At 64.4% G+C, this 14,215-nt stretch carries 19 protein-coding genes; 14 read left to right on the top strand and 5 right to left on the bottom strand.

The features are described from left to right. The first annotated feature begins 11 nt into the window (after positions 1 to 11). On the top strand, positions 12 to 227 hold the full coding sequence (gene bsaP / locus D8W71_RS28020; RefSeq protein WP_121119515.1) for a biotin synthase auxiliary protein BsaP: 216 nt from the start codon (positions 12 to 14) through the stop codon (positions 225 to 227). Next, positions 167 to 808: a DUF2567 domain-containing protein gene (locus D8W71_RS18530; RefSeq protein ID WP_236077499.1), complete on the top strand. Its 642-nt coding sequence runs from the start codon at positions 167 to 169 to the stop codon at positions 806 to 808. Before bsaP ends, D8W71_RS18530 begins: the two co-directional genes overlap by 61 nt. Here the strand turns inward: D8W71_RS18530 and D8W71_RS18525 are convergent. Then, positions 805 to 1,500, bottom strand: a complete 696-nt coding sequence (locus tag D8W71_RS18525; RefSeq protein WP_121115468.1) for an NUDIX hydrolase — start codon at positions 1,498 to 1,500, stop codon at positions 805 to 807. The genes D8W71_RS18530 and D8W71_RS18525 overlap by 4 nt on opposite strands. Before the next feature lie 177 nt (positions 1,501 to 1,677). On the opposite strand from D8W71_RS18525, the gene nadA reads away from it, so the two are divergent. Genes nadA through D8W71_RS18505 form a run of 4 tightly spaced genes read left to right on the top strand, consistent with a single transcriptional unit; the run spans position 1,678 to position 5,606 of the window. Further along, positions 1,678 to 2,700 (top strand): quinolinate synthase NadA, encoded by a 1,023-nt coding sequence (nadA, locus tag D8W71_RS18520; protein WP_121119513.1) that lies wholly within the window; start codon positions 1,678 to 1,680, stop codon positions 2,698 to 2,700. Between the two features lie 2 nt (positions 2,701 to 2,702). After that, positions 2,703 to 4,331, top strand: coding sequence for an L-aspartate oxidase (locus D8W71_RS18515; RefSeq protein ID WP_121115465.1), 1,629 nt, complete (start codon positions 2,703 to 2,705; stop codon positions 4,329 to 4,331). Positions 4,332 to 4,333: 2 nt separating this feature from the next. Further along, positions 4,334 to 5,200, top strand: coding sequence for a carboxylating nicotinate-nucleotide diphosphorylase (gene nadC / locus D8W71_RS18510; protein WP_121115463.1), 867 nt, complete (start codon positions 4,334 to 4,336; stop codon positions 5,198 to 5,200). 28 nt (positions 5,201 to 5,228) lie between these two features. After that, entirely contained in the window at positions 5,229 to 5,606 is a 378-nt protein-coding gene (locus tag D8W71_RS18505) for an RNA-binding S4 domain-containing protein (RefSeq protein WP_121115460.1), read from the top strand. Between the two features lie 8 nt (positions 5,607 to 5,614). Here the strand turns inward: D8W71_RS18505 and D8W71_RS18500 are convergent, their stop codons facing one another. Further along, a complete protein-coding gene (locus D8W71_RS18500; RefSeq protein WP_121115458.1) occupies positions 5,615 to 6,643 on the bottom strand; it encodes a LysR family transcriptional regulator in 1,029 nt (342 codons plus the stop codon). 80 nt (positions 6,644 to 6,723) lie between these two features. Between D8W71_RS18500 and D8W71_RS18495 the strand changes: the two genes are divergently transcribed. Further along, entirely contained in the window at positions 6,724 to 7,134 is a 411-nt protein-coding gene (locus D8W71_RS18495) for a DUF5997 family protein (RefSeq protein ID WP_121115456.1), read from the top strand. Positions 7,135 to 7,203: 69 nt separating this feature from the next. Here the strand turns inward: D8W71_RS18495 and D8W71_RS18490 are convergent, their stop codons facing one another. From D8W71_RS18490 to rhtB, 3 genes are read right to left on the bottom strand one after another with little or no spacing between them, the layout of a single operon-like run. Continuing rightward, positions 7,204 to 7,590 carry a YchJ family protein gene (locus tag D8W71_RS18490; RefSeq protein ID WP_121115454.1) on the bottom strand — a complete coding sequence of 129 codons (387 nt, stop codon included), beginning with the start codon at positions 7,588 to 7,590 and terminating at the stop codon, positions 7,204 to 7,206. Then, on the bottom strand, positions 7,587 to 7,748 hold the full coding sequence (locus D8W71_RS27650) for a hypothetical protein (protein ID WP_201265122.1): 162 nt from the start codon (positions 7,746 to 7,748) through the stop codon (positions 7,587 to 7,589). The genes D8W71_RS18490 and D8W71_RS27650 overlap by 4 nt, the downstream gene beginning before the upstream one ends. A 29-nt stretch (positions 7,749 to 7,777) precedes the next feature. Beyond that, positions 7,778 to 8,407, bottom strand: coding sequence for a homoserine/homoserine lactone efflux protein (rhtB, locus tag D8W71_RS18485; protein ID WP_121115452.1), 630 nt, complete (start codon positions 8,405 to 8,407; stop codon positions 7,778 to 7,780). A 69-nt stretch (positions 8,408 to 8,476) separates the two neighbouring features. Between rhtB and D8W71_RS18480 the strand changes: the two genes are divergently transcribed. The 7 genes from D8W71_RS18480 to D8W71_RS18450 all read left to right on the top strand — a co-directional run bounded on the left by D8W71_RS18480 (position 8,477) and on the right by D8W71_RS18450 (position 14,215). Further along, on the top strand, positions 8,477 to 8,944 hold the full coding sequence (locus D8W71_RS18480; protein ID WP_121115450.1) for an SRPBCC family protein: 468 nt from the start codon (positions 8,477 to 8,479) through the stop codon (positions 8,942 to 8,944). A gap of 116 nt (positions 8,945 to 9,060) precedes the next feature. Next, positions 9,061 to 10,401 carry a histidinol dehydrogenase gene (hisD, locus tag D8W71_RS18475; protein WP_121115448.1) on the top strand — a complete coding sequence of 447 codons (1,341 nt, stop codon included), beginning with the start codon at positions 9,061 to 9,063 and terminating at the stop codon, positions 10,399 to 10,401. Beyond that, a complete protein-coding gene (locus tag D8W71_RS18470) occupies positions 10,398 to 11,540 on the top strand; it encodes a histidinol-phosphate transaminase (protein ID WP_121115446.1) in 1,143 nt (380 codons plus the stop codon). Before hisD ends, D8W71_RS18470 begins: the two co-directional genes overlap by 4 nt. Further along, positions 11,537 to 12,160 (top strand): imidazoleglycerol-phosphate dehydratase HisB, encoded by a 624-nt coding sequence (gene hisB, locus D8W71_RS18465; protein WP_121115444.1) that lies wholly within the window; start codon positions 11,537 to 11,539, stop codon positions 12,158 to 12,160. The genes D8W71_RS18470 and hisB overlap by 4 nt, the downstream gene beginning before the upstream one ends. A gap of 55 nt (positions 12,161 to 12,215) precedes the next feature. Continuing rightward, positions 12,216 to 13,328, top strand: a complete 1,113-nt coding sequence (locus D8W71_RS18460) for an MFS transporter (protein ID WP_121115442.1) — start codon at positions 12,216 to 12,218, stop codon at positions 13,326 to 13,328. A gap of 10 nt (positions 13,329 to 13,338) precedes the next feature. Then, a complete protein-coding gene (gene hisH / locus D8W71_RS18455; RefSeq protein WP_121115440.1) occupies positions 13,339 to 13,968 on the top strand; it encodes an imidazole glycerol phosphate synthase subunit HisH in 630 nt (209 codons plus the stop codon). Positions 13,969 to 13,978: 10 nt separating this feature from the next. Continuing rightward, a complete protein-coding gene (locus tag D8W71_RS18450) occupies positions 13,979 to 14,215 on the top strand; it encodes a hypothetical protein (RefSeq protein WP_121115438.1) in 237 nt (78 codons plus the stop codon).

The raw sequence follows: 14,215 nt of genomic DNA, 5'->3' as shown, positions 1-14,215 counted from the left end.
ACTGCGTGATCATGAGCGGCGGCGGATTCGATCCACATACAGGTCGAGAGGTCGGACTTGGCTCGAACCCGTCCGACCACAGCCCAGCGGTTCTGCTGGGGCTCGAACCGCCGCGCTACTGCGCAGACTGCGGGCGCCGCCTGGTGGTCCAGGTTCTGCCGAATGGGTGGCACTCGACCTGTTCGCGTCACGGCGACATCGACTCCTCGTCGCTCGGTCGGCGATGACAGCGACCGAGCAGTATTTGTCCGAGGTCCGGCCGGTCAAAGTTCTCGCGACGGCTGTCGCCGCATCGACGATCGCGGGAGTCCTCGGCGGTCTCGTGTGGGCCGCGCTTGCGCCACCGGAGAAGTTCGTCGTCGTCGATCCCGGTCGCGGTGCGGCGTTGACCGGAGAGAGCATGCACCGGTTCGATGGCCTTGCACTGTTCGTCTGCATCGCATTCGTCGGGGGAGTCGTACTTCCCGTGGCGTTGTGGGCTTGGACCGCGGCAAGAGGGCCGGTTCTGTGCGTCGGTGTTTTCGTCGGCGCAGCGATCGGCTCGGTGGTCATGCTCGGAATCGGAATCTGGGTCGCAGGCGTTGTCCACCCCCGTCCTGTCGATCCACCCGCGGGTTCGGTGGTGACGCTGGCACCCGGATTCGAGTCGGCGCTCGTCCTCCTGGTTCAACCCCTCGTCGCCTCGCTGGTGGTGCTCTTGCTTGCAGCGATGAACCCGCACGACAATCTCCGCTTCACCGCGGAGGACGACCAGAACACCAACGGCGCCGACGAGGAAACAGGAGCCGCGGCGGCTGGAGCGAACTAGCTCGGCGGTCGGAGAGCGGCGAACTCGTCGGTCACGCGGAGGGACGATTCGACGAAGCGGTACAGCGCAGGGGGCCGGCCTCCAGCGCGTCCCGACGGCGATGTCTTGCCGGTTGGTTCGACTACCTTCCGCCGCCCGAGCACGCGTCCGAGATTCGTTGCATCCACCTGGTATCCGAGCGCGGCGGTGTAGATCTCTCGCAACGTCGACATCGCGAATTCGACCGGCGCAAGGGCGAAGCCGATGTTGGTGTACGAGAGCTTCGCGACCAGCCGGTGCCGAGCGTGGCGCACGACGGTCCCGTGATCGAAAGACGTCTCGGGGAGGCGCGCGACCGGATGCCACGCAGTGTCCGAAGGCAACTGCGGCTCAGAGTAGATCGGAACTAGCCCGATAAAATTCGACGCGATTCTCCGGTCACCCGGCACGCGGTTCGGATCGCTGAAGATCGACAATTGCTCCAGATGCGCCACCGTGGTGACGTCCACCTTCTCTGCGAGTTGGCGTCGAGCCGAGGTCGGTAGGTCCTCGTCGTCCTCCAGGATCCCCCCGGGTAGTGACCAGAATCCCTTTTCTGGATCTTGCGCACGTTGCCACAGCAGCACCCCGAGTTCGGGGCTCTGGCCTGGGGCGAAGCTCCTGACTTGAAATACCGCGATGAGTACTTCGTGCACAGTGCTACGATGTGTCATGTTTTCGATTGTAAGTCGAAAACCCCGACGAAGGAAATCTGGACCGGAAATCGAGCCCGCAGGACACGAGCGGGCCACGAGGGACCGGACGATGGATGAAGGAGCAGCGCCATGGCGAGCAATGCAACCCAGCTCGGAACCAGTGGTCCGGCAGTAGCCGATCGGGCCGTCGCCGATATGGCGTGGGCCGGCATCGCGGACATCGTCGACGGACCTGGAGGGTTCAGCGGCGTCGAGGCGACCGAGGAGTGGGCCGCCGAGGTCAAGCGACTCGCACGCGCTCGGGGCGCGACCATTCTCGCTCACAATTATCAGCTCCCTGCGATACAGGACGTCGCCGACCACGTCGGTGACTCGCTTGCGCTCTCACGCTTGGCGGCGGAAGTGCCCGAGGACGAGATCATCTTCTGTGGTGTGCATTTCATGGCAGAGACGGCCAAGATCCTGAGCCCGGCCAAAACCGTCCTGATTCCCGACCAGCGCGCTGGTTGCTCGCTGGCGGACTCGATCACCGCCGAGCAGTTGCGTGAGTGGAAGGCGGACTATCCCCACGCCGTCGTGGTGTCCTACGTCAACACCACGGCCGAGATCAAGGCGTTGACCGACATCTGCTGCACGTCGTCCAACGCAGTCGAGGTCGTCGAGTCGATCGATCCTGCTCGGGAGATTCTGTTCCTTCCCGACCAGTTCCTCGGGGCGCACGTCAAACGCGTCACGGGACGTGAGAATCTGCATATCTGGGCGGGCGAATGCCACGTCCACGCCGGAATCAACGGTGACGAGCTGGCCGCGAAGTCGCGCTCGCACCCCGACGCCGAGCTGTACGTTCACCCCGAATGTGGGTGCGCCACCTCGGCGCTGTACCTCGCCGGCGAAGGATTCGTCACTCCGGACAAGGTCAAGATCCTCTCGACCGGTGGCATGCTCGACGCCGCTCGCACCACCGGAGCCAAGCAAGTTCTGGTCGCGACCGAGATCGGCATGCTGCACCAATTGCGCCGTGCGGCACCGGATGTTGACTTCCAGGCGGTCAACGACCGCGCCTCGTGCGGGTACATGAAGATGATCACGCCTGCTGCTCTGCTCAGGTGCCTCGTGGAGGGCAAGGACGAAGTGCACGTCGACCTCGATACCGCTCATATCGCCAGCAAGTCGGTTCAGCGAATGATCGAGATCGGCAACCCTGGTGGCGGCGAGTGACCATGACCGTCGGACCGGACATTCGCTGGGAATGTTCGGCCGATCTGGTCGTCGTCGGCGGCGGCATCGCCGGGCTGAGCGCGACCATCGCTGCATCCAGACGTGGCTTGAATGTTCTGACGGTGGCCAAGGCGGGCTCGTCGGATACCTCGACGCAGTACGCGCAGGGTGGCATCGCGGTGCCGGGCGACCTGAGCACAGCTGATTCCGTCGATTCCCACGTCAGCGATACGTGTGACGCAGGTGGCGGTCTGTGCGACCCGGACGCGGTGCGGTCCATCGTGTCCAGTGGGCCCGACGCCGTGAGAATGCTCGAATCGCTCGGCGCGGTGTTCGACAGGGGAGCCGATGGACGGGTAGCGCGCACCAGGGAAGGCGGGCACCACGCTCGGCGGATCATTCATGCCGGCGGTGACGCCACAGGCGCCGAAGTTCAACGCGCGTTGGTCGAGGCCACCGGGGTGTCGGGTCAGGCCGTGCTCGTCGGTGCATCCGCAGTGCGCGTGTTGACCGATCGCGGCGGGGTAGTCGGACTGCTTGTGTCCTCGGCAGACGGCTTCGGTGTCGTTCGTACGCCCGCTGTACTCCTTGCCACGGGCGGCGCCGGGCAGCTGTACTCGTGCAGTACCAATCCGCCTGCGGCCACGGCGGACGGAATCGCGCTCGCTCTGGATGCGGGGGCAGAAGTGTCGGACCTCGAATTCGTTCAGTTCCATCCGACCGTTCTGTTCGCGCAGGGATCAACCGGTCGCAGACCGCTGATCAGCGAAGCCGTCCGCGGAGAAGGCGCCCACCTGCTAGACCTGGACGGCGCACGATTCATGACCGGTGTGCACCCGCTCGGAGATCTCGCGCCACGCGATGTCGTCTCGCGTGCGATCGCAGAGCGGCTGCGCGCGACCGGTACCGACCATGTGCTCCTCGACGCCCGCTCGATCCGCAATTTCCACACCAGATTCCCGACGGTTGCCGGGTCGGCTCTGGCCGCCGGTCTCGACCCGCTCGAGGACCTGATACCGGTTGCCCCCGCAGCCCATTACTCGTGCGGCGGGGTGGTGACCGACGTCTGGGGCAGGACCGGCATCCGCGGGCTGTACGCGGCGGGCGAGGTTGCTCGAACGGGACTGCACGGCGCCAATCGACTTGCGTCGAACAGTCTTCTCGAAGGACTCGTCGTGGGTCAGCGTGTCGGGGCAATCGCTGCGGAGCGTCGGGGGAGCCCGACCACCGATGTCGCGGTGGAGCTTCCGTCGATCCGCAGTCTTCCACGCGCAGAACTCCAACAGCTCATGACCGAGCACGCCGGAGTGGTGCGCGATGGCGCCGGGCTCGCCTTCGCAGGCTCCGCGCTCGCGACACTGGCGCGGGATCGGGCAACCGTCAGCGCGGAACCGAACTCGGCGAGAACAATTTTGGAGGACTCTGCTCTGACGCTTGCAGCGACCGCACTCGTCATGGCGGCGGCAAAGCGTCGGGAGAGCCGCGGGTGCCACACTCGAATGGATCACCCGGGCGAGGTGGAGAGCCTGCGCGGCAGCATGCGGATCCGACGTGGTTCCGGCGGTGAGCTCGAAACGGTGTTCGCGCCGATCGGCCAATCACTTTCATCGGCTATGACAGGAGTGAGTTGACAGTGAATGCCGTTACAGCGCAGGGCCTCGACCTCGACGAAGTGCGTTCGCTCGTCGCGACGGCTCTCGCGGAGGACTTGAAGTACGGGCCCGATGTCACCACGAATGCGACTGTTCCAGCCGGCGCGGTCGCGACGGCATCGGTTGTGTCGCGCCAATTCGGCACGATCGCGGGCCTCGACGTCGGACTCGTCGTACTCGACGAGGTACTCGGAGCGGGCAACTACGACATCGTCGATCGCGTGGTCGACGGAGCCCGAGTGGAACCGGGGACATCGGTGTTGACCGTCACCGGACCGATCCGTGGGTTGTTGACGGCTGAGCGGACAATGCTGAACTTGCTGTGCCACCTGTCCGGTATCGCGACCGCAACGGCGGCGTGGGTAGCCGAGGTGTCCGACACCGACACCAAGATCAGGGACAGTCGAAAGACGTTACCCGGGTTGCGCGCGCTGCAGAAATACGCGGTTCGCGCCGGAGGCGGCGTCAATCACCGGATGGGGCTCGGCGACGCGGCGTTGATCAAGGACAATCATGTCGCGGCAGCAGGCTCGGTGGTCGCCGCTCTACGGGCTGTGCGGGCCGCGGCCCCCAGCATCGAATGCGAGGTGGAGGTCGACAGCCTCGAACAACTGGACGAGATCCTGGCCGAGGACGTCGAATTGGTGCTGCTGGACAATTTCCCGCTGTGGCAGACACAAATGGCAGTCCAGCGGCGCGCCAAGCTTGCACCGTCGACACGGCTCGAATCGTCCGGTGGTCTGACCCTCGACGTTGCTCACGACTACGCGAAGACCGGGGTCGACTTTCTAGCGGTGGGTGGTCTCACCCACTCCGTGACCGTCCTCGACCTCGGTCTGGACATGTAGCTACCTCGTTCTTGTAGATTCGTTGACGATGTCCGAAATACAGAGCGTTCGACTCGACAGCTGGATCTGGGCCGTTCGGCTGTTCAAGACCCGCTCCGCAGCCGCAGCCGCGTGCCGAGCGGGGCACGTTCGCGTCAACGGCACTCCGTCGAAGGCAGGTCAGCGGATCGGGTCGGACGACGAGATCAGGTTGAGGGTCGACGGGCTCGAGAAGATCGTCGTCGTCACCCGTGTCGTCGCAAAGCGCGTGGGGGCCCCGGTTGCTGCCGAGTGCATGATCGACCGAAGTCCACCGCCACCTCCGAAGGAAGTCCTCGCATCTGCGCCTCGTCGAGACCGCGGTGCGGGCAGACCGACGAAACGCGAGCGCCGCGATCTCGACAAACTCCGGGGGCTCGGAATCTGAACGACCGATCAGCGTTTCGGTCTCTTGCCGCGGGCGGGTGCGGCTCGCCGTGACTTTGCGGCGGGGGCGCCTTGTCGAGCTTTCGTCGCTGCGGGCTTCTTGACGGTGGGCTTCTTGACGGTGGGTTTCTTTGCGGTGGCTGCCTTCTCCGTTCCGGACCCTCGCGAGCTTCGGACCGAGCGGCCACGGACTATACCGACGAACTCCTCGACGTTCTCGGTCGTCGCGCCGGTGGGCCACGCGATGGCGACGGGGGATCCCGCAACACCGTCGACCGGACGGTAGACGAGATCCTTGCGCGCGTGGAGGCGCGCTATCGACTGCGGAACGATGGCGAGCCCGAGGCCTGCCGCAACGTACTCGATCAACTCGTCGTTCGTCGCGATCGGCGGTACGGGAAGCCGAGTGCCATCGGCCACTTCGGTGGCGATCTCGAACCATTCGGGGACTGTGTCTGCGTCGTTGAGAAGGTGCTCGTCGGCGAGATCCGCGATGGAAATTCGTTCGAACGCTGCGACCGCGTGGTCTTTCGGAACGACGACGACCGGAACCTCCTCGTACAGACCGATCACGCTGAGTCCGTTCGGGTCCACCGGCATGCGGACGAACGCGACGTCGACGATCCCGTCGTCCAAGATCGTCGATTGTGAGTCGATCGTGGACGGAACGAGCTCCAGTGCAACGTCGGGAAATCGCTCGGCCCAAATCCTCGTCCACTTGGTCGGCGTGACGCCTTCGGTGTATCCCACGGTCAACGTTGCCTGCTTCGACGCGAGCAGGGCCGCCTCCTCGGCGCGCAGGCGATCGTCCTCGTCGACGAGTTCGCGTGCGGTGACGAGGAAAACGGCGCCCTCCTGCGTCAGCCGAGTCGGCGAGGCCCCCGGAACGAACAACGAATGTCCGAGTCGATCCTCGAGGTCGATGACTGCAGCGCTCAACTTCGTGCGCGCAATGTTCAAGGACTTGGCGGCCCGTGCGAAGTGCAGTTCCTCCGCCACAGCGATGTACCAGCGGAGGGTCTGTACGTCGAAGTTCACGAGATCAACAGTAGGGGACGCTGCCGATCGCCTCACGACGGTGGCATCGGGTGTCCGGAGGGGACGATAGGGTGTGAAGAGTGAGCCCGGAGAATAAGCAGCAGAACATGAAGCCCCTGACCGCGGCGAACAAGCTCGGTATCTACCTTCCCGCAGCTCCCGACGAGTTCCAGACCGGCTCGGTGAGCAGGGCCGAGCTCGACGCCCTGCGCAGCGACCCACCTGCGTGGTTGGTGGAGCTGCAGACAGACGGGCCCTTCCCCAAGGACGTCATCGCCCGCAAGCTCGGGGTGTCCATTGCGGGCCTGGCGCGAGCAGGTGTTACCGACGCTTTGACGACGGAGCAGATCGAGGCCCTGCTCGCGGACATGCCCGAGTGGCTGACGAAGGAACGCCGCACTCAGGAGGAGGTCCGCGCCGAAGCCGAGCGAATCAAGGCAAAGGACGAGGCACGGCGCGCCGCGACCAACCGGCCGCAGAAGCTTCGATAGATCACCGACTTCGAGAAGTCACCGAAGTCGAGAAGTCACCGAAGTCGAGAAGTCACCGAAGTCGAGAGGTCACCGAAGTCCGACGACACCGTCGACGTAGAACCACTTGCCGTCGTCTCGGACGAACCGGCTGCGCTCGCGAAGCGAACCGTTACCGTCCGGGTGGCGGTAGAACGCGCTGAATTCCACGATGCCTTCCCTGTCCAGCAAACCCCCGGCGCTGCTGTAGTGGAAATCGAGGCGATACCACCGTTGGTCAGGGTCGAGTTCGACCACCTCCGGCGCGGTTGTCCGATGCCAGCTTGCGAGAAGATGGGCCGCGTTGCCTACGCTGAACGCACTGTATCGCGATCGCATGAGGTGTTCGGCGGTCGGTGCGATCACTCGGCCTTCGATGACGGGTTCGCAGCAGACCTCGAAGGGAACGCCTCGCAGGCACGGGCACGCCACGCTCATTCGTCGACGACCTCGACGTCGTACGTTCCGAGTTCGTGCTCGTCGCGATGGCCTTCGTCGCGGATCCAGGTGTTGGCCTCGAGCAGCGTGTCGAAGGTCCCCAGCGCGACGCTTTCGGTCGCGTCTTCCGGTTTCATCAGCACTCGATACTTCCTCATCTGCACGTCCTCATGGTCTCGTGGCTTCGTCAGATCGGCTGGGCGCGGCGAACGGTCGCCAGGAAGGCAGCGGCGAAGAAGAACAGGCCCGCGAACGTCCTGTTCATCACTACCTGTTGCCTGTGAGACCGCATCACCTTCAGCACGCGCGAGGCGAGAGAGGTGTATCCGGTCATCACCAGCATGTCCACGGCCACCATGGTCGCAGCAATGATCAGGTATTGCGGCAGAAGCGCGGTGGACGGATCGACGAACTGGGGAAGTATCGCGAGCATGAAGACGACTGCCTTCGGATTGCTCGCGTTCACCAAGAACCCCCGACCGAGCATCGCCAGGCCCCGATCGGCTACCGGCGGGGTCTGCGCCACCTCTGTCGGCGCTGCGCGCCACTGCCGGATTCCGAGGTACACCAGGTACGCGACGCCGAACCACTTGATCACCGAGAATGCGACCGAGGACTGCGCGAGCACCGCTCCCAGACCGACTGCGACGATACCGATTTGCAGCAGTAGGCCGATCTGCAGACCGAAGATGTTCCAGTATCCGCGCCGGAGACCGTAGCGGAGACCGGTCGACATCGACGCGATGGCACCTGCCCCGGGCGACAAACTGATGACGACGGCCGCACCGACGAAGGCCAACCACACATGCACGTTCACGTCGTTATTGAACAACGAGCGACCGGTTGCGCGCGAATGGTTACCGCCGATGCGGGTATAGGACCTCCTATGACTTCGATCAGATCAATAGACAAGGGCGACCGGATCGTCGCACGACAGACCGAGGTCGAGGCACCTGCGGACGAACTGTTCGCCATGGTCTCGGACCCCCATCGCCATGGCGAGCTGGATGGGTCCGGCACGGTCAAGGACACGGTGAAGGGTCCGAAGCGGCTGGAGAAGGGGTCGAAGTTCTCGGTCGGCATGAAGCAGTACGGAGTTCCGTACCGCATTACCAGCACGGTCACCGAATTCATCGACAGCGACACAACCAAGATCATCGAGTGGCAGCACCCGATGGGACACACGTGGCGATGGGAGCTGGAAGAAAAGGAGCCCGGCCGAACCACCGTGACCGAGATGTTTCAGTACGGCACGGCCAAGGTGCCCAAGATACTCGAGGTGCTGAAGATGCCGCAGCAGAACGCCAGGGGAATCTCGTCGACTTTGGAGAAACTGGCGCGCAGGTATTCGTAAGGGCGCCGTGGGCTCGATTCGGCGCCGGTGGGACGTGCGGTGAAATCCGATTGTCGTCCCCACTATCCTGGTGTTTCGAGAAGTAGACCGCTGTTCGCTCTGCCGAAGGGAAAACTATGCCTGCCCGTATCGAGCTCGCCCGCGTGGATCTGCGTGGTCGAACTCCATCCACCGCCGAACTTCGCGGCGCGCTCCCACGAGGTGGAGTGGATGTCGATGCGGTGCTGCATCAGGTTCGACCGGTTGTCGATGCGGTTCGAGACCGCGGAGTCGCGGCGGCGCAGGAGTTCTCCGAGAAGTTCGACGGAGTACGCCCCGAGCGAGTTCGGGTGCCGGCCGAGGCGCTGGTCCAGGCGCTCGACGAGCTGGATCCCGCGGTTCGCGTCGCGCTCGAGGTGGCTATCGAAAGAACCAGGCTCGTGCACGCTGACCAACGACGCACGGACACCACCACAGAGGTCGTGCCCGGTGGCGTCGTCACCGAGAGATGGGTTCCGGTCGAGCGCGTCGGGTTGTACGTACCGGGCGGAAATGCGGTGTATCCGTCCTCTGTAGTGATGAACGTCGTTCCGGCGCAGACTGCAGGCGTGGGGTCCCTCGTGGTCGCGTCGCCGCCGCAGAAGGCGTTCGGCGGACTTCCTCACCCGACCATTCTCGCCGCTGCAGAGCTGCTGGGGGTCGAGGAAGTGTGGGCGGTCGGCGGCGGCCAGGGTATTGCGTTGCTCACATACGGCGGAACCGACACCGACGGCGCCTTGCTCGAACCGGTCGATCTCATCACCGGTCCGGGGAACATCTACGTGACGGCGGCCAAGCGGCTGTGTCGTTCGCTGATCGGGATCGATTCCGAAGCCGGACCCACCGAGATCGCCATCCTGGCCGACTCGACGGCCGATCCGATCCATGTTGCGGCCGACATGATCAGCCAGGCCGAGCACGACGTCATGGCCGCCAGTGTTCTCGTGACGACTAGCGAGGATCTCGCGAATTCGGTCGAGCTCGCGCTGGAGGCCCAACTCGGCTTCACCAAACACGCGGATCGCGTCCGCGCAGCGTTGTCCGGGCAGCAGTCCGGCGTCGTACTCGTCGACGACGTCGATCAGGGGCTCGCGGTGGTCAACGCCTACGCAGCGGAGCACCTCGAGATCCAGACCGCCGACGCGTCCGCTGTAGCAGCTCGAGTCCGAAGTGCGGGAGCGGTATTCGTTGGCGCCTGGTCGCCTGTGAGCCTGGGCGATTACTGCGCCGGCTCGAACCATGTTCTGCCCACGGCGGGGTGTGCACGCCACTCGTCGGGTCTCAGTGTGCAGACGTTCCTCCGTGGGATCCACGTAGTCGACTACTCGGAGGCGGCGCTGAAAGACGTCGCCGGTCACGTGATCGCGCTGGCCAACGCCGAGGATCTTCCGGCGCACGGTGAAGCCGTTCGCCTTCGATTCGAAGGATTGAGTTCGTGAGCAAGGTTGTCGGGCAAGAGGTTTCCTTGGATTCTCTCCCGCTCCGGGACAGCTTGCGCGGAAAGTCCGCGTACGGCGCACCTCAGCTGACCGTCCCGGTGCAGCTCAACACCAACGAGAATCCGCACCCGCCGACGCAGGCTCTCATCGACGATGTCGCCGAGTCCGTCCGACGTGCGGCCGTACAGCTCCATCGGTATCCAGATCGCGACGCAGTCGAACTGCGAACTGCTCTGGCGCAGTACCTCACCGGCCAGACGGGATTCGCGGTCGACGTCAGCAACGTGTGGGCGGCCAACGGCTCCAACGAGATTCTGCAACAGCTGTTGCAGGCGTTCGGAGGTCCGGGACGAACATCGCTCGGCTTCGTCCCTTCCTATTCGATGCACCCGATCATTTCCTCGGGAACACAGACGGAATGGATCGACGCGCAGCGACGCGAGGATTTTTCGCTCGACATCGAGTACGCGGTCGAGTCGATCTCGCGTAGTGCACCCGACGTCGTATTCGTGACGAGTCCCAACAACCCGACCGGACACAGCATCGCGACCGAGGACCTGCGACGGATCCTGGACGTGGCGCCGGGCATCGTCGTACTCGACGAGGCCTACGCCGAGTTCTCTGCGCTCCCGAGTGCGATCGGCCTGATCGGGGAGTACCCGACCAAATTGGTGGTCAGCCGCACGATGAGCAAGGCGTTCGCGTTTGCAGGTGGTCGCCTCGGATATCTCGTGGCCGCGCCGGCGGTCGTCGACGCAATGTTCCTGGTGCGCTTGCCTTATCACCTCTCCGTCGTCACACAGGCAGCCGCGCTGGCGGCGCTTCGGCACGCGCCGGAGACGCTGGCAAGCGTCGCACAGCTCGCGGCCGAACGCGATCGCGTCAGTGCAGCACTGATCGAACTCGGATTCGACGTCATCCCCAGCGACGCCAATTTCGTTCTGTTCGGCAGATTTTCGAACGCAGCCGCGGCGTGGAAACGGTACCTCGACCACGGGGTGTTGATCCGAGACGTCGGCATCGACGGGTACCTGCGGACCACCATCGGCCTGACCGCCGAGAACGACAGATTTCTCGAAGTCAGTGCAGTGCTCGTGAACGACGAACTCGCAATTACGGAAGAACAGGCACAACGATGACGACCAACGCACCTCGTATCGCCCGCATCGAGCGCGCAACCAAGGAATCCGACATCACCGTCGAGCTCAACCTCGACGGCACCGGCGTCGTGGACATCTCGACGGGTGTGCCGTTCTACGACCATATGCTCACTGCTCTCGGCACGCATGCTCGTTTCGACCTGACGGTTCATGCGAAGGGCGACATCGAGATCGACGCGCACCACACGGTCGAGGACACCGCGATCGTGCTCGGGCAGGCACTCGGACAGGCCCTCGGAGACAAGTCGGGTATCACCAGGTTCGGTGATGCGTTCATTCCGATGGACGAGACCCAAGTACACGCGTCGGTCGACGTCTCGGGCCGTCCGTACTGCGTGCACACAGGAGAGCCGGACTACATGGTGCATTCCATCATCGGCGGCTATCCGGGCGTGCCCTACGCGACGGTCATCAATCGCCACGTCTTCGAGTCGCTGGCGATGAACGCACGTATCGCGCTGCATGTTCGGGTGTTGTACGGACGCGATCAACACCACATCACCGAAGCGGAGTTCAAAGCGGTCGCGCGGGCTCTTCGGCAGGCTGTCGAGTACGACCCCCGCGTCAGCGGTATTCCGTCCACCAAGGGCAGTCTGTGACTTCTCCTTGACGTCGTCGAGGTCGCTGCTGTCGATCAGAGGATTGCCCGCCGCGATGGCAATGGGTGCTGCGGCCTTCGGTGGATGGGGTCTGCTTCTGCCTGTCGTTCCTCTGGCGGTGTCGAGGGCGGGCAGCTCCGACGCTGTTGCCGGTGCCAGCACGGCGATCTTCATGGCGACCACAGTTCTGACGCAGCTGTTCGTGCCGTCGTTACTCGTCCGATTCGGGCATCGTGCGGTACTGGCCGCCGGATGTCTTTTCCTCGGACTACCCGCGGCGCTGTTCGCATTGTCGGTCGCCGCCGGGCCGGTGCTGTCGGTATCAGCTGTGCGAGGTGTCGGCTTCGGGATGCTCACCGTGGCGGGCGCTGCCCTGGTCGCCGAACTGGCGCCGCCGGAGCAACTCGGTCGCGCGACCGGTGCTCAGGGCATCGCGGTCGCGTTGTCGCAGATGATCACGCTCCCAGCGGGGCTGGTGTTGTTCGCGTTGTCGCCTGCGCTCGTGTTCGTCGTCGGCGGCGTGATCCCGTTGATCGGCTTGATCGCGATAGCTTTCCTGCCGGCCATTCATCCGGTGGCACCTCCACGGCGGAAATCGGCCGACAGTCGTTCGGCGGCACGCGCATTCATCATTCCTTGTCTTGCAATCGCGGCGGCGTCCGCGTCGTTCGGCGGATTGTCGAGTCTTCTGCCGATCGCTGAACCCGGCCGCGAATCCCTGATCGGATTCGCGCTTGCGATCGTCAGCGGGTCGATGCTGATAGGACGCTACGGTGCCGGTGCCATTGCCGACAGGGTGGGAATCGGCCGCGCTCTGGCACCAGCGCTACTCATGGTGTTCGGTGGTGTTTCGCTGTTCGCATTCGCGGTCGCAGGTTCCAATCCGGCTCTGTTGTTCCTCGCTGCGGCCGCATTGTTCGGCGTCGGCTACGGCGCTACACAGAACGACAGCCTCGTCATGACATTCCGAGTCGCCGGTCCAGCGAGGTACAGCCAGGCGAGCGCCGCATGGAACATCGGCTTCGACGCCGGCACCGGGACCGGCGCCATGGCCCTCGGGGTAATCGTCGGAACAGTCGGTTACGCCTCGGGATTCGCGATGGCCGCCGCCGTTGCTCTGGTGATGGCCATGGTGGTCGCAATCGATCGCGTCCGCTCGGCCGGATAGACTGTCGCCCATGAAGTCTGTGGCACTGCTCGATTACGGCTCGGGCAATCTGCACTCCGCGAAACGTGCCCTCGATCGCGTGGGAGCCGACGTCACCGTTACCGCCGACCCCAAGATCGCACTTGCAGCCGACGGCCTGGTGGTTCCAGGCGTCGGTGCGTTCGCCGCATGCATGGAGGGTCTGCTCGCGGTCAAAGGCGAGCGCATCATCGGCCAACGGTTGGCAGGCGGTCGTCCTGTTCTCGGCATCTGCGTCGGAATGCAGATCATGTTCGATCGTGGTGTCGAGTTCGGCGTCGAAGCCGACGGGTGCGGCGAGTGGCCGGGAACGGTCGAGCGTTTGCAGGCCGACGTACTTCCGCACATGGGGTGGAACACCGTGCGCGCAGCGCCTTCGAGCGTGCTCTTCGATGGAATCGACGCCGATACACGGTTCTACTTCGTGCATTCCTACGCCACCCAGAAGTGGGAGATGGACGTCGGCGATACCATCGCACCTCCGCTGTTGACCTGGGCTGATCACGGTGGGGACTTTCTGGCGGCGGTGGAGAACGGTCCGTTGTCCGCAACGCAGTTCCACCCCGAGAAGTCCGGTGACGCCGGCGCGGCACTGCTCGAGAACTGGATCGACTCGTTGTGAACCCCTCGCGGTGACGGATCGAGAATTCTCGTTCGCGCGGCTTGCCGTCGTCTCTCTCGGCAGCGCGACGGTGGTCCTGGTGGTGACGACGGTGATCGTGGCCGTGGTTCGTCCCGGCGCAGGTGTCGGTTTGGGCATCGTTGCCGTGGGAATCGCTGGGGCGATCACCGTGATGGGAGTCGTGTCAACGCGAATGACACGACGTGGTCTCGGTGACGAACGCAACGACGGTGGCGCCGGACCCTGA

The organism is Rhodococcus sp. P1Y, from assembly GCF_003641205.1.
Lineage (GTDB): Bacteria > Actinomycetota > Actinomycetes > Mycobacteriales > Mycobacteriaceae > Rhodococcoides.
Note: the sequence above shows the minus strand (reverse complement) of the source record. Positions and strands in the feature narration are given on the sequence as shown.

Coding starts and splice junctions, on each gene's coding strand:
- bsaP (WP_121119515.1), top strand. CDS start 12: ATGAGCGGCGGCGGATTCGATCCACATACAGGTCGAGAGGTCGGACTT.
- D8W71_RS18525 (WP_121115468.1), bottom strand. CDS start 1,500: ATGACACATCGTAGCACTGTGCACGAAGTACTCATCGCGGTATTTCAA.
- nadA (WP_121119513.1), top strand. CDS start 1,678: ATGGCGTGGGCCGGCATCGCGGACATCGTCGACGGACCTGGAGGGTTC.
- D8W71_RS18515 (WP_121115465.1), top strand. CDS start 2,703: ATGACCGTCGGACCGGACATTCGCTGGGAATGTTCGGCCGATCTGGTC.
- D8W71_RS18505 (WP_121115460.1), top strand. CDS start 5,229: ATGTCCGAAATACAGAGCGTTCGACTCGACAGCTGGATCTGGGCCGTT.
- D8W71_RS18490 (WP_121115454.1), bottom strand. CDS start 7,590: ATGAGCGTGGCGTGCCCGTGCCTGCGAGGCGTTCCCTTCGAGGTCTGC.
- D8W71_RS27650 (WP_201265122.1), bottom strand. CDS start 7,748: ATGAGGAAGTATCGAGTGCTGATGAAACCGGAAGACGCGACCGAAAGC.
- D8W71_RS18480 (WP_121115450.1), top strand. CDS start 8,477: ATGACTTCGATCAGATCAATAGACAAGGGCGACCGGATCGTCGCACGA.
- hisD (WP_121115448.1), top strand. CDS start 9,061: ATGCCTGCCCGTATCGAGCTCGCCCGCGTGGATCTGCGTGGTCGAACT.
- hisB (WP_121115444.1), top strand. CDS start 11,537: ATGACGACCAACGCACCTCGTATCGCCCGCATCGAGCGCGCAACCAAG.
- D8W71_RS18460 (WP_121115442.1), top strand. CDS start 12,216: ATGGCAATGGGTGCTGCGGCCTTCGGTGGATGGGGTCTGCTTCTGCCT.
- hisH (WP_121115440.1), top strand. CDS start 13,339: ATGAAGTCTGTGGCACTGCTCGATTACGGCTCGGGCAATCTGCACTCC.